The organism is Rhodopseudomonas pentothenatexigens (assembly GCF_900218015.1).
In the GTDB taxonomy this organism is placed as follows: Bacteria; Pseudomonadota; Alphaproteobacteria; order Rhizobiales; family Xanthobacteraceae; genus Rhodopseudomonas; species Rhodopseudomonas pentothenatexigens.
The window spans coordinates 79,389-92,330 of sequence record NZ_UFQQ01000018.1 but is presented as its reverse complement, the minus strand read 5'-3'; the positions used below and the strand labels follow the sequence as shown (position 1 = coordinate 92,330).

Annotated in this window: 11 protein-coding genes, 1 tRNA gene and 1 pseudogene; 9 read left to right on the top strand and 4 right to left on the bottom strand. The window is 64.8% G+C overall.

Going from position 1 to position 12,942, the window contains the following annotated elements; all coding sequences use genetic code 11:
• The 4 genes and pseudogenes from DWA33_RS25490 to DWA33_RS17345 all read left to right on the top strand — a co-directional run.
• Positions 1-135, top strand: a pseudogene (locus DWA33_RS25490) (chemotaxis protein CheW); the annotation flags it as partial.
• Positions 136-188: 53 nt separating this feature from the next.
• Positions 189-1,067 carry a CheR family methyltransferase gene (locus tag DWA33_RS17355; RefSeq protein ID WP_114359586.1) on the top strand — a complete coding sequence of 293 codons (879 nt, stop codon included), beginning with the start codon at positions 189-191 and terminating at the stop codon, positions 1,065-1,067.
• A gap of 10 nt (positions 1,068-1,077) precedes the next feature.
• Positions 1,078-1,392 (top strand): PilZ domain-containing protein, encoded by a 315-nt coding sequence (locus tag DWA33_RS17350; protein WP_114359584.1) that lies wholly within the window; start codon positions 1,078-1,080, stop codon positions 1,390-1,392.
• Between the two features lie 256 nt (positions 1,393-1,648).
• Positions 1,649-2,902 carry an EAL domain-containing response regulator gene (locus tag DWA33_RS17345; RefSeq protein ID WP_114359581.1) on the top strand — a complete coding sequence of 418 codons (1,254 nt, stop codon included), beginning with the start codon at positions 1,649-1,651 and terminating at the stop codon, positions 2,900-2,902.
• A gap of 17 nt (positions 2,903-2,919) precedes the next feature.
• On the opposite strand, the gene DWA33_RS17340 is transcribed toward DWA33_RS17345, so the two are convergent.
• Positions 2,920-5,523 (bottom strand): hybrid sensor histidine kinase/response regulator, encoded by a 2,604-nt coding sequence (locus tag DWA33_RS17340; RefSeq protein WP_114359579.1) that lies wholly within the window; start codon positions 5,521-5,523, stop codon positions 2,920-2,922.
• A gap of 430 nt (positions 5,524-5,953) precedes the next feature.
• On the opposite strand from DWA33_RS17340, the gene DWA33_RS17335 reads away from it, so the two are divergent.
• Positions 5,954-6,577: a response regulator transcription factor gene (locus DWA33_RS17335; RefSeq protein ID WP_114359577.1), complete on the top strand. Its 624-nt coding sequence runs from the start codon at positions 5,954-5,956 to the stop codon at positions 6,575-6,577.
• 53 nt (positions 6,578-6,630) lie between these two features.
• On the opposite strand, the gene DWA33_RS17330 is transcribed toward DWA33_RS17335, so the two are convergent.
• Positions 6,631-7,413: an SDR family oxidoreductase gene (locus DWA33_RS17330; protein ID WP_114359575.1), complete on the bottom strand. Its 783-nt coding sequence runs from the start codon at positions 7,411-7,413 to the stop codon at positions 6,631-6,633.
• A 108-nt stretch (positions 7,414-7,521) separates the two neighbouring features.
• On the opposite strand from DWA33_RS17330, the gene DWA33_RS17325 reads away from it, so the two are divergent.
• On the top strand, positions 7,522-8,283 hold the full coding sequence (locus DWA33_RS17325; protein ID WP_114359573.1) for an SDR family NAD(P)-dependent oxidoreductase: 762 nt from the start codon (positions 7,522-7,524) through the stop codon (positions 8,281-8,283).
• Between the two features lie 324 nt (positions 8,284-8,607).
• On the opposite strand, the gene DWA33_RS17320 is transcribed toward DWA33_RS17325, so the two are convergent.
• Together DWA33_RS17320 and DWA33_RS17315 are read right to left on the bottom strand one after the other, a co-directional pair.
• Positions 8,608-10,218 (bottom strand): GMC family oxidoreductase, encoded by a 1,611-nt coding sequence (locus DWA33_RS17320; RefSeq protein ID WP_114359571.1) that lies wholly within the window; start codon positions 10,216-10,218, stop codon positions 8,608-8,610.
• Positions 10,219-10,288: 70 nt separating this feature from the next.
• Entirely contained in the window at positions 10,289-11,722 is a 1,434-nt protein-coding gene (locus tag DWA33_RS17315) for a coniferyl aldehyde dehydrogenase (RefSeq protein WP_114359569.1), read from the bottom strand.
• A 288-nt stretch (positions 11,723-12,010) separates the two neighbouring features.
• On the opposite strand from DWA33_RS17315, the gene DWA33_RS17310 reads away from it, so the two are divergent.
• The 3 genes from DWA33_RS17310 (at position 12,011) to DWA33_RS25615 (ending at position 12,934) form a co-directional block, all read left to right on the top strand.
• Positions 12,011-12,087 (top strand) — tRNA-Met (locus tag DWA33_RS17310).
• 290 nt (positions 12,088-12,377) lie between these two features.
• The gene (locus DWA33_RS17305) at positions 12,378-12,677 is read left to right on the top strand and encodes a GNAT family N-acetyltransferase (RefSeq protein WP_244601330.1); all 300 of its coding nucleotides are present in this window, start codon (positions 12,378-12,380) and stop codon (positions 12,675-12,677) included.
• 122 nt (positions 12,678-12,799) lie between these two features.
• Positions 12,800-12,934: a hypothetical protein gene (locus DWA33_RS25615; protein WP_283808612.1), complete on the top strand. Its 135-nt coding sequence runs from the start codon at positions 12,800-12,802 to the stop codon at positions 12,932-12,934.
• Positions 12,935-12,942: the final 8 nt, after the last annotated feature.

Below are 12,942 nucleotides of genomic sequence, written 5' to 3'. Positions count from 1 at the left end.
GAGACCAACCCGGTCAACCTCGATCCCCGCATGGCCTCCTTCGCCAACGGCGTCCACCGCCTCGACGGACAGCTCATGGTCGTCCTCGACGTCGATAAAGTCCTCGAAATCGCAACCCAACGTATGGCTGCATGACGTAGCGCGCCGAACCAAGCTCATCGCCCTCGAATTCTCCCGGGAAGGACCGCATGACACCGCTCGATTACGAGTACCTGCAGAAGCTGCTCAAGGACCGTTCCGGCCTGGTGTTGTCGGCTGACAAGAAGTATCTGCTCGAGAGCCGCTTGCTGCCGCTCGCCCGCAAGGCGGGCGTGCCCGGCATCACCGACCTGGTGCAGAAGATGAAGGCGGGATCCGAGGCGTTGATCCACGACGTCGTCGAAGCGATGACCACCAACGAGACGTTCTTCTTCCGCGACAAGACGCCGTTCGATCATTTCAAGGACAGCGTGATCCCGGACCTCATCAAGGCCCGCGCTGGACGCAAGTCGCTGCGGATCTGGTGCGCGGCGTCGTCCACCGGCCAGGAGCCGTATTCGCTGGCGATGCTGCTCAAGGAGAAGTCCGCCGAGCTCGCCGGCTGGCGGATCGAGATCATCGCCACCGACCTGTCGCCGGAAGTGCTGGAGAAGTCCAAGGCCGGCCTCTACACTCAGTTCGAGGTGCAGCGCGGGCTGCCGATCCAGCTTCTGGTGAAGTACTTCAAGCAGGTCGGCACGATGTGGCAGCTCAACGCCGACGTCCGCTCGATGGTGCAGTACCGGCAGTTCAACCTGCTGCAGGACTTCACCGCGCTCGGCAAGTTCGACGTGATCTTCTGCCGCAATGTGCTGATCTATTTCGATCAGGCGACCAAGTCCGACATCTTCAACCGGCTGATGCGGGTCACAGAGCCGGACGGCTATCTGTTCCTGGGCGCGGCCGAGACCGTGGTCGGACTCACCGACGCCTACCGCATCTGTCCGAAACGCCGCGGCGTCTACCTGCCGAACAACCCGGCTGCGTCGACGGCGCCGGGACTGGCCGCTGGCGGCGGATTCAAAGTCAATGCCCTGACCGGGCGATAGGGAGAACACCGTGGCGTCCGAAACCGGCGGACCGGAACGGGTGTCATTCGGACGCGGTTATCACGTCTGGATCATGGGCATCGACGGCACTTGGCGGCGCAACTGCGTGCTCAAGGCGGTGTCCGCCGTCGACGCCGAGCTCGAACTCGAGGGCTCGATCGAAGGGTTGAACCTGAAGGAGTTCTTTCTTCTGCTGTCGTCGACGGGTCTCGCCTATCGCCGCTGCGAGCTGATCCGCGTCAACGGCTCGGAGATCGACGTCCGCTTCCTCAGCACCCGCAACAAGAGCGTCAAGGCTTCCGGCCGCGACGATCGCGTCGCGTGAACTATCCGCACAAATTTCCGCGAAATCGCAGGGGATTGCTAACGACATTCACGCAGGCGGCGCAGGTCCGAGAACTGCGGAAGCTTCTTTCAACAGTCGAGTGCTAGTATCTTTTCGCGCGATGGTTGGTGTTGGTTTGGTGGCTGCTTACCACATGCCCTTGCCGACGCGCCAGAAACCCGATGATGACGGGCGACCGGTCCGAAACCGACGGCGGATCGTTAGCCACCGAGGAGCCTGAACAGCGAGCGCGGCGATGCCAAATCCAATCACCCCCGAAACGGCGGTCGATGTTCTCGTGGTTGACGACGATCCGGTGCAAGGCGCGATCGTCAGCGGGGTCTGCACCAAGCTCGGCTACCGCCCACGTTTCGCCTCGTCCTATCACCAAGCGGCGGAGCATCTCGCGAACGGCCGGTTCGACTACATCACGATCGATCTGTCGCTCGGCGATCACGACGGCATCGAGCTGTTGCGGCTGATCGCGCAGACCGAGGCCAAGCCGCGCCGCATCATCATCATCAGCGGATGTGAAGAACGCATCCTCAATGCCACGGTGAGGATGGCTCACGCGGTCGGCATGCTCGACACCATTTCGCTGCCGAAGCCGATTGATCTCGCTCTGCTCCGCGTTGCACTGTCGCCGTTCCAGGAAGCAGCGGCGTCGCGGCGCGGCGTCGATGCGCGCCTGTCCGAGATCACCGTCGATGACCTTCGTCGCGGTCTCGACAGCGGGGAAGTCTATGCTGCGTTTCAGCCGAAGATTGATCTCGCCACCGGCAAGGTGACCGGCTGCGAGGCGCTCGCGCGCTGGGACAGCGCGAGGTTCGGTCCGGTCGGTCCGGACGTCTTCATTCCGCTCGCCGAGCAGGGCGGCTTGATCAAGGCGATGACGCTGCGGATGCTGCGGGACTCGATGACGTTCGCGGCCTCGTTCCTGCCGACCGAGCCGAAATTCGTCGTCGCGGTCAATCTGTCGGCCTCGCTGCTGTCCGACACCTCGCTGCCGGAAGAGGTCGAACGCCTGCTCGCCGAGATCGGCGTGCCGGCGCGGTCGCTGATGATCGAAGTGACCGAGACCACCGCGATGGCCGACGTCGGCCGCGCCATGGACGTGCTGCTGCGGCTTCGCCTGAAGGGCATCGGCATCTCGATGGACGATTTCGGAACCGGCTATTCGTCGCTCTCGGCGCTGGCGCGGATGCCGTTCAGCGAGCTGAAGATCGATCGGTCCTTCGTCAAGGATTGCCTCACCGACGCCGACATGTGGAAGATCGTGTCGTCGTCGGTCGCGATCGCGCATCAGTACAATATGAAAGTCGTGGCCGAAGGCATCGAAGACGCCGCGACCTGGCACGCCCTCGATGCGCTCGGCTGTGATATCGGCCAGGGCTTCGAGTTTTCGCGCGCGCTGCGCAGCGACGCCTTCGTCGATTGGTACCGGACCTGGACGGCGCGCGGCCCCGCGGTCCGTGGCGACGCGGCGATCCCGCTGCGGCGCGAGGCCTGAGCGGCGCCGCCGCGCGCTCAGCCGGCCAGTTCGACCAATCGATCGTCGTCGGACGGTGCCCGGCCGGCCGCGGCGAAAGCGTCTTTGAGACGGCCGGTCAGCGCCAGATAGTCGCTCTGCGACAGGTGCGGCGCGGTCTGCTCGAGCTGGCGCGCCAGCGCCGACAGCTGTCCGAGACCGAAGGTGGCGGCCGCACTCTTCAGCGAATGCGCCTCGCGCTCGATCCGGCGGTGGTCGGCGGTCACATCCAGCGTTTCGAACAGCGCGATGCGCTGCTCGGTATCGCGGACGAACACCGAGAGCACCGCCAAGGTGGCGTCCTCGCCGATCTCGTCGACGAGGTGGCCGAATGCTTTGCGGCCGACATAGAGCTGCCGCGCCCGCACCGCATCGACAGGTGGTGCTTCCGCAGCAACGGCGGCGACTTGCACTGCGGGGTGCTGGACCGCTTTGGCCACGGTCGAATGCCCGATGGCGACGGGCGCGGTTGACGGCAAGGGCGGCAGCGCACGCAGGATCGCTTCGACGAGCGCCTTCTTCCGCACCGGCTTGGCGACGTGGTCGTTCATGCCGGCGGACCGACAGGCGGCGGCGTCCTCGGCGAAGGCGTTGGCGGTGAAAGCGATGATCGGCACGGTGGCGAGCGGCCCTCCCTGCGCGCGGATCGCGCGGGTTGCGTCGAGCCCGTCCATCTCCGGCATCCGCACATCCATCAGGATGACGTCGTAACCGAACCGCGTCGCCGCGGTGACCGCCTCGGTGCCGTCGCAGGCGGTGTTGGTCTGGACGCGGAATTCGCCGAGCATCTGCGCCGCGATCGCGCGGTTGGTCGGATTGTCGTCGACCACCAGGATTCGGAGCGGCCGTCCAGCGGCCTCGATCCGGGCGCGGAATTGCGCATAGACGTCCTGGTCTTCCTGCTCGGGCGGTGCGACTTCGTCGGCGATCGGCAGCGTCAGCGAGAAGTGGAATTCCGAGCCGCGGCCGGGCGCCGAGGTGACGCCGATCTGGCCGCCCATCTGCTCGATCAGTCGCTTGCTGATCGCCAGGCCCAGACCCGAGCCGCCGAACCGGCGGCTGATCGAACTGTCTGCCTGGACGAAATCCTGGAACAGGGAATCGATCTTGTCGGCGGCGATGCCGATGCCGGTATCGGTCACCGTCCATCGCATTCGCGCGGTGGCCGCATCGCGTTCGACGCATTCGGTGGTCACAACGATCTCGCCGGCCGCCGTGAACTTCACCGCGTTGGACAGCAGGTTGAGCAGCACCTGGCGGATGCGTCCGGCATCGCCGGTCAGCGTCTCCGGAATCTCCCCGCGAGTCTCCTGGCGGATCACCAGCCCCTTGGCGACCGCACGCGGACCGATCACGCTGAGAGTGTTCTCGACGATGCTGCGCGGCGCGAACGGAATCGGCTCGAGGCTGAGCCGGCCGGCTTCGAGCTTGGAGAAGTCGAGGATGTCGTCGAGGATCTGCAGCAGATTGTCGCCTGCGTCGTGGATGCCGGCGACCGCCTGACGCTGGTCTGGATCGAGGCGGGTCTCGAGCAGGTTGGTGGCGAGACCGATCACCGCGTTCATCGGGGTGCGGATCTCGTGGCTCATCATCGCCACGAAGCTGGACTTGGCGGCGCTCGCCGCCTCGGCGGCTTCGGCATAAAGGTTCTGCTTGCCCCACCAGCGGGCGATCGCCACGCTGCCGGTGATGATCACCAGGGCGCTGATCAACGACATCGCGATCATCAGTGCGGCCATGTCCTGCCAGGTCCGCAGTGCGCTTTCCTCGGATTGCGTCGCCTGGACCACGATCGGGTAATTCGGGAGCATGCGCGCGCCGCGCAGCTGCGTCTTCGGACCGGACGTATCGCGCGGCCGGCCTCCCGCCGGCGCGACAAGCCGATCCGCGTCGGGAACCGGCAAGCCGATCCTGTCGGATCTGGGATAGCTGACCAGCGGCATGCCGTCGGACCGCACCAGCGAGATGTGCGTGTCGGCTCCTGGCGACGTCGCTGCGAAGAAGTTCTCGAAGTAGGACAGTGAAATCGCGCCGAGCAGGAGGCCGACGAATGCGCCGTCGGGGTCGTTCAGGCGATGCGCCAGATAGAGGTTCCAAGTGCCCGAACCGCGGTTCCTGACCGGTTCGCTGACGAAGCTGGAGCGGGTCCCGTCGCTGCTGAGTATCTTGAAATAATCGCGGTCGGAGACGTCGACGTCTGGAATCGGCCAGTAGCGGGAGAAGTTGATCAGCTTTCCGGTCTGATCGATCATGGTGACGGCTTCGACCTGCGGCAGGCCGGTGATCTTCTCGCTCAGCAGCACATGGGCGCTCTGCTGCGACATCAGCTTCCGATAGGAGGAGCTGTCGGTCACCCCGGCGCGGGCGACGTAGTCGCGGATGCTGGTCAGAAGCAGATCGACCGATTTGAACGAGCGGTCGGCTTCTTCCGCCAGGGTCAGCGTATAGCGCTCCAGATTGGTTTCGGCGGTCCGCAGCGTGGTTTCGCGCAGGTTGCGGAGAAACAACAGGTTGGTGCCTACGATCGTGACGACCAGTACCACCGTCGTCAGCCGCAACGTCACCAACGAACGCTTCAGGTTGGGGCGGGTCGACGGTAACACCGATGGCGCCCTTCGGTCAGCAGCGAAGGGCGGAAGCGGGGTGGGGTGGCTGGTCGCCGCAACGCCCAGCGATCTCGCCGCGGCGCGAGCGGACGTTGCGCAATGCCGGGTTATCCACCTGGCCGTAGCCGGAAGTGTATGGTTCGCTTGCTCGAATCCGGCTCATAATGATATTCGGGCGATTATGGGTTTCAGCGGCTTCATGAAACATCCGGGACAGTTGATCGTAACTGGCGGCAGTTGCCTGCGACGTTGCAGGAGATTTTTCACTTAGTTCGGGCAGGCAGATAGCACCGGCGGATCGGTCGATTTCTGGGGTCACTATAACGGTTTGGTGCTGTCTTCGAGTTAACTTGGTTCCTCGTAGGACTACGGGTTCAAGCCAAGCGGTGCGTTCCATCAAGGTTTTTATTTACCGGGAGGTCGTGCAATGAACGAACAATCATCGGGAGAGGTCTTCGTCGTCGACGACGATCCGGCGGTTCGCGAAACCCTGTCGATCGTGCTGTCGGCCGCGGGCTATCAGGTGATCTGCTTCGCCGATGGTGAATCGCTGCTTGCGGTGGCGCGCAACCGCAGCCCGGCCTGCATCCTGCTCGACGTTCATATTCCCGGCCGGTCCGGACTCGATATTCTCGCCGAGCTCCACGCCGAAGACTATCCGGCGCCGATTTTCATGATCTCCGGCAAGGGCGACATCGCGATGGCGGTCAACGCCATCAAGAACGGCGCCCTCGACTTCATCGAGAAGCCGTTCCGCGGCAAGGAGATCGTCGCGCGGGTCGAAGAGGCGATCGAGGCGTTCTCGCGGCGGCGCGATTCCGGTCAGGGCAGCAAGGCGCCGAGCTACAATTTCCCCGGCAAGGAGCCGCTGACGCTGCGCGAGCGTGAGGTGCTGGAGCTGTTCTCCTCCGGCAACACCAACAAGGAAGCCGGTCGCCAGCTCGGCATCAGCCCGCGTACCATCGAATATCACCGCGCCAACATCATGAAGAAGCTCGGGGCGCGCAACGCCACCGATCTGGTGCGGATCGTGATGACGGCCCAGAAGTAGGCGAGGGGCAGGCCGGCAGCGTCGACGCTGCCGGCGCGACGTCCGGGCGGATGCTACATCGTGCCGGGGAAGGCGCCGCCGTCGAGCAGCAGGTTCTGGCCGGTGATGTAGCCGGCGTGGACGCTGCACAGGAAGGCGCAGGCCGCGCCGAACTCTTCCGCGGTGCCGAACCGTCCCGCCGGATTTTCGTTCTTCCGTGCTTCCAGGATCTGCTCGGCCGGCTTGCCGGACGCTTTGGCCTGACCGGCCGCGACGCCGCGCAGCCGGTCGGTGTCGAACGGCCCCGGCAGCAGCGCGTTGATGGTCACGTTGTGGCGGACCGTCTTGCGCGACAGGCCGGCGACGAAGCCGGTGAGGCCGGAGCGCGCGCCGTTCGACAGGCCGAGCACGTCGATCGGCGCCTTGACGGCAGCCGAGGTGATGTTGACGATGCGGCCGAACTTGCGCTCGATCATCTTGTCGACGGTCGCCTTGATCAGCTCGATCGGCGTCAGCATGTTGGCGTCGAGCGCCTTGATCCAGTCGTCGCGGCCCCAGTCGCGGAAATCGCCGGGCGGCGGACCGCCGGCGTTGTTGACGAGGATGTCGGGCTCCGGGCACGCCTTCAGCGCGGCGGCGCGGCCTTCCGGCGTGGTGATGTCGCCGGCGACCTCGATGATCTCGACGTCCGGATAGGCCTTGCGCAGCTCCGCTGCAGCCTGCGCCAGCGCCTCGGCGCCGCGTGCGGTCATCGTCACATGCACGCCTTCGGCGGCGAGCGCCGCAGCGCAGCCACGTCCCAATCCTTTGCTCGATGCGCACACCAGCGCGCGGCGGCCTTTGATTCCAAGATCCACGGTTCACTCCAGCATGGATGACGATGTCGGTGAGGGCGGCACTCTAGCCAAGCGGCTTCGGCATGGTAAGGGGAGGGCAACGCATAACGCATCAACGGGAAACGCGGCATGGATCCACTGTTCGACGTCAGCAACGAAGTCATCCTGGTCACCGGCGCCTCGCAGGGGCTGGGCCGGCAATTCGCCCGCGTGCTCGCCGCGCGCGGCGCCGCGATCGTGCTGGCGGCGCGGCAGATCGACAAGCTGAAAGCGCTCGAACAGGAGATCAAGGACGGCAGCGGCCGCGCCGTGGCGGTGCAGATGGATGTCACCGATCTCGGCTCGATGGCGAACGCGCTCGATCAGGCCGAAGCCGCGCTCGGCCCGATCACCGTGCTGATCAACAACGCCGGCGTCGCCACCGAGAAACTCGCGGTCGACACCAGCGAGACCGATTGGGACAAGGTGATCGGCGCCAATCTGAAGGGCGCTTACTTCCTCGCCACCGAGGTCGCGCGCCGGATGATCGCGCGGCAGCAGGGCGGCAACATCGTCAACATCGCCTCGGTGCTCGGCCAGAGTGTGCTGAAATTCGTCTCGCCCTACGCGATCTCCAAGGCCGGCATCATCCAGGCCACCAAGGCGATGGCGCTCGAACTCGCGAGCTCGCGCATCCGCGTGAACGCGCTGGCGCCCGGCTATATCGACACCGACATCAATCGCGAATTGTGGTCGACGCCGGCCGGCGAGAAGCTGGTCAAAAGCATCCCTCAGCGCCGCGTCGGCCACGAGTCCGACCTCGACGGCGCCATCCTGCTGCTCGCCTCGAGCGCCTCGCGCTACATGACGGGGAGCGTTGTGACGGTGGATGGCGGGTTCTTGCTGGGGTAGCAATCGGCTTCACCTTTCGATCTTCGTTCTGGGACGCGGGTGCCGCTCGCGCACCGGACATTCCTACGCGCTGCGGCGCGATACGAAGCATGAGTGTTTCTCACTCATGCTCGACTGCGGGCGCAGCCGGGAATGACTGAGCCGGACGTTCTGTGCGCTCGGCAGGCAGGCACTACCCGTCGTCATTCCGGGGCGCTCACGAAGTGAGCGAACCCGGAATCTCGACGAGTTCATCCGCGGCGGGCGCCGCGAGGACTGAACTTCTGGATTCCGGGTTCGCGCTGCGCGCGCCCCGGAATGACGGAGCCGCGGAGATACGCGACGTCAGTTCGCCCGCATCTCCTCGCGGATCATATCCGCCGCTTTCTCGCCGATCATGATGGTCGGCGCGTTGGTGTTGCCGCCGATCAAAGTCGGCATCACCGAGGCGTCGACGATGCGCAAGGATCCGACGCCCTTCACCCGCAGCCTTGAATCCACCACGGCCTCCGGATCATTGTCCGCGCCCATCTTGCAGGTGCCGACCGGGTGATACACGGTGTCGACGCGCTCCCGCAGGATGGCGCGGATGTCGTCGTCGGTGCGGACGTTGGCGGTGAACAGATCCTTCTGCTGCAGCGCGCGCAGCGCCGGTGTCTGCATCAGCCGCTGCGTGGTCTTGTAGCCCGCCACCATGGTTTCGAGATCGGACGGATCGCTGAGGAAATTCGGATCGATCCGTGGCGGTGCGAAAGGGTCGGCGCTGCTCAGCCCGACGCTGCCGCGGCTGTTCGGCCGCAGCAGGCAGAAGTGGCAGGAGAACCCTGTGCCCCAGTGCCGCTTGCGGCCGTGATCGTCGACCATCGCCATGCCGAAATGCAGCTGGATATCGGGCACATCGAGGTCGGGCCGGGTCTTCAGGAAGCCGCCGCATTCGGCGAAGTTGGTGGTCAGCGGTCCGCGGCCCTCGCGGCGATATTGACCGATGGTCGAGAGGATGCGCGCGATGCCGGTGAAGCTGGTGCCGGTGAAGTACGGCGCGTCGGACTGATAGGCGAAGATGAAGTCGGGATGGTCCTGCAGATTCTGGCCGACGCCCGGCAGATGGTGCACCACGTCGATTCCGTGCGTTTTCAGTGCGGCGGCGTCGCCAATGCCCGACAGCATCAAGAGCTGCGGCGATTGAAACGCTCCGGAGGCGAGGATCACTTCGCGGCGGGCGCGGACCTCGCGGATCTGGTCGTTGTGCCGATACGCGACGCCGACCGCGCGGCCGCCTTCGATCAGAATCCGGGTCGCCTGCGCGTCGGTTTCGACCCGCAAATTCGGCCGCGTGCCAATGTAGGGATGCACATAGGCGCGCGCCGCGCTCCAGCGCTCGCCATTGTGCTGGGTGAGCTGGTACGGGCCGAGGCCTTCCTGCTCCTCGCCGTTGAAGTCGTCGCGGATGCGGAACTGCGCCTCGCGCGCCGCCTGCAGGAAGATCTCGTGCACCGGATTGTCGGTGCGCAGCCGGTCGACATGCAGCGGCCCGCTCTGGCCGTGATACGCGCCGTTGAATTCGGTGTTGTTCTCCGAACGCTTGAAATAGGGCAGCACGTCGGCATAGGACCAGCCGGCATTGCCGAGCTCGGCCCAGTGGTCGTAGTCCCATTTGTGGCCGCGGATGTAGACCATCGCGTTGATCGCCGAGGAGCCGCCGAGGCCCTTGCCGCGCGGCTGATAGCCGATCCGGCCGTTGAGGCCGGGCTGCGGCACGGTCTCGAAATGCCAGTTGTTGAGCTTGCTCGGCACCATCAGCGACAGCGCGTAGGGCGTCTTCACCACCCAATTGTCGGCGGTGCCGCCGGCTTCGAGCAGCACCACCGATGTGCTGGCATCTTCCGACAGCCGTCCAGCGACGGCGCAGCCGCCTGAACCGCCGCCGACCACGACGAAATCCACTGTTTCGCTCATGTGCGTTTCCCTCCGCGATGTTATTTTGTTTGTTGCCGCCGGCTTCTTCGGCCGTGCGGGACGTCTCTTGCTACGACATCAGGCGCAGCATCTTCGACAGCCGCGCGATCTTTCCGCCATAGGGCGGATACAGATCGGCGAACCGGTTGTAGGGCGAGCGATAGAATACCGGCTTCATCTTGGTGAAGGTATTGAAGCCCCATTCGCCGTGATACGCGCCGGTGCCCGAGGCGCCGACGCCGCCCATCGGCTGGTTCACTTGGGCGAAATGCACCAGGCAGTCGTTGACGGTGACGCCGCCCGACACAGTGCGCGCCAGCACCTGATCGCGCGCGGCTTCATCAGTGCCGAACCAATACAGCGCCAGCGGCCGATCGCGGCGGTTGATGAAGTCGATCGGCTCGGTCGGCTCACTGTAGCCGAGGATCGGCAGCAGCGGACCGAAGATCTCCTCCTGCATGATCTTCATCTCGGGCGTGGCGCCGAGCACGAGGGTCGGCGGGAATTTGCGCTTGCCGGCCCACGCCGCGTCGCTCGCGGAGGCCGGCTGCAGCAGCCGCGCGCCGTGCGCGACCGCGTCGTCGACCAGGCCCTTCAGCCGCGCATAGTGATGCTCGGCGATGATCGAGGTGTAGTCCGGATTGGCCGGATCGGTGCCCCACATCTGCTGCATCGCGCCCCAGATCTTGCCGGCTAGGGCTTCGACCCGGTCCTGCGGCGCCAGCACGTAGTCGGGCGCGATGCAGGTCTGTCCGGCGTTCATCAGCTTGGCGTAGGCGATCCGCGGCGCCACCTCGTCGAGATCGGCGGAGCGGTCGACGATGGTCGGCGATTTGCCGCCGAGTTCGAGTGTGACCGGGGTGAGGTTCTTGCCCGCCTCCGCCGCGACGATGCGGCCGACCCGGGTCGAGCCGGTGAACATCAGGTGATCGAATGGCAGCCGGGCGAACGCCTCGGCGACGCCGGGCTCGATTCCCGTCACCATCATCTCGCTGGCATCGAACTTGGCCGCGACGGTCTCCTGCAGGAGCGTTGTGAAGTGAGGCGACAATTCGCTCGGCTTGATCATCACCCGGTTGCCGGCGGCGATCGCGCCGATCGCCGGCGCGATGGTGAGCTGCAGCGGATAATTCCACGGCGCGATCACCCCGACCACGCCGAGCGGCTGCGGCAGCAGCCGGTTCTTGCCCGGCAGGAACTGAAGCTGGGTCGACACCTTGCGCGGCGCCATCCAGCGCTTGAGATGCCGCGAGGTGTGCTTGATGTCGCCGAGCAGGCTGAGCGTTTCGGCGATCAGCGTCTCGGTCGCGCAGCGATGGCCGAAATCGGCGGAGATCGCCTGCTCGAATCGTTTTTCGTTGTCCTTGATCAGCGCGCGCAGCCGGGCGAGCCGGTCCTGGCGCTGCTCCAGCGTCGGCGGTGGTTCAGCCCGTGAGATCTCGAACATGCGATGAAAGCTGTCGTGGAGCGCATTGCCCCCGAAACCGCCGACCGGCTGGTCCATCTTTCGCTCCCTGCGCTGCCCGTTTTGTTGCCGAATGGGCCGATTTTGCCGAAGTGTCGCAGGGGAAAGACGATCCGGCAACCACACCCGGTTCCGTCCGTCATATAATCTTGAAAATCTTCGCCCAAATCCTCCCTTGGGGCTTTGCAAATCCCCCCGGTGTTGGTAGACACCCCTCGCGCCCCGGGCATTCGCCCCGGGCACCTTCTCAGGAAGCCTCCGGGAGGATCGATCAGCGCTTCAAGGCGTTGATGGTCGTCGGTTTTCTGAAAGCCGCGCAAGGTTTAACGCGGGGTGGAGCAGCCCGGTAGCTCGTCAGGCTCATAACCTGAAGGTCATAGGTTCAAATCCTATCCCCGCAACCAAATCTCGATCGTCAGATCAATGATTTAGCCCGCCGCGTGCGGGCTTTTTCATGTCTTGAAGCTAAGGCGATGGGTCGAGACCGATTGGGTGGCGCCTGCGGCACTTGACGATCTTGCAGCCTGCGCGACAGCTAAACTGAAGATCGGCCAAGAGATCGGCCAAAGTCGCTCGAAGATCGAATTTTTATAATTCGTATCAATATATTATCTGAATTCAGGATCGGCCAAAGGGACGGTGTCGCCTGCCGTGGATTACGTAATTCCAACGGATAGGCAGTCTGCTTGGGCTGGTGGCACAGCAGCAGCGCAACCAGCCGGATCCGGTGCCGGTCTTGCTGCTGGGCCAGCTTGCAGTGGACAAGGCTTATCAAGGTCAGGGGCACGCCGCTTCCTTGCTGCAGTTCGCGTTGAAGTCGGCGCTGCGTGCCGCGGAGATCGTGGGATGTGTCGGCGTGGTCACTCATCCGCTCGACGACGGCGTCCGCGGGTTCTACGCGAGCTGGGGATTCAAGGATCTGCCGTTTGATCGTCGACGTGCGATGATCATTCGGATGTCGGAACTGGAGCAACAGTTCGGCGCCGCGATCTGATGGACGCTTGCTTGATCGCCCCCCGGCTTGATCCTTCCGCTCCCGATCTGATCTAACGGACACGACCTCGGCCGCCAGCGGGCGCTGCGCTTGCACCACTGGTGGCGAACCGGACATCGGACGTGAAATCGCTTGGCATCATCTTCCTACTGGCCCTGGCCGTGTTCGCCTACGGGCTGTATTCCGATATCACGCTGACACGATGCGGGCGTGGCACGATCGCCGCCGCACTCGGCCTGTGCTCGGGCAGCGACTGACGCGCGGC

Bases quoted from the DNA above. Each gene is read 5' to 3' on its own strand.
- DWA33_RS17325 (WP_114359573.1), top strand. From the start codon at position 7,522: ATGGATCCACTGTTCGACGTCAGCAACGAAGTCATCCTGGTCACCGGC.
- DWA33_RS17320 (WP_114359571.1), bottom strand. From the start codon at position 10,218: ATGAGCGAAACAGTGGATTTCGTCGTGGTCGGCGGCGGTTCAGGCGGC.
- DWA33_RS17335 (WP_114359577.1), top strand. From the start codon at position 5,954: ATGAACGAACAATCATCGGGAGAGGTCTTCGTCGTCGACGACGATCCG.
- DWA33_RS17345 (WP_114359581.1), top strand. From the start codon at position 1,649: ATGCCAAATCCAATCACCCCCGAAACGGCGGTCGATGTTCTCGTGGTT.
- DWA33_RS17355 (WP_114359586.1), top strand. From the start codon at position 189: ATGACACCGCTCGATTACGAGTACCTGCAGAAGCTGCTCAAGGACCGT.
- DWA33_RS17315 (WP_114359569.1), bottom strand. From the start codon at position 11,722: ATGGACCAGCCGGTCGGCGGTTTCGGGGGCAATGCGCTCCACGACAGC.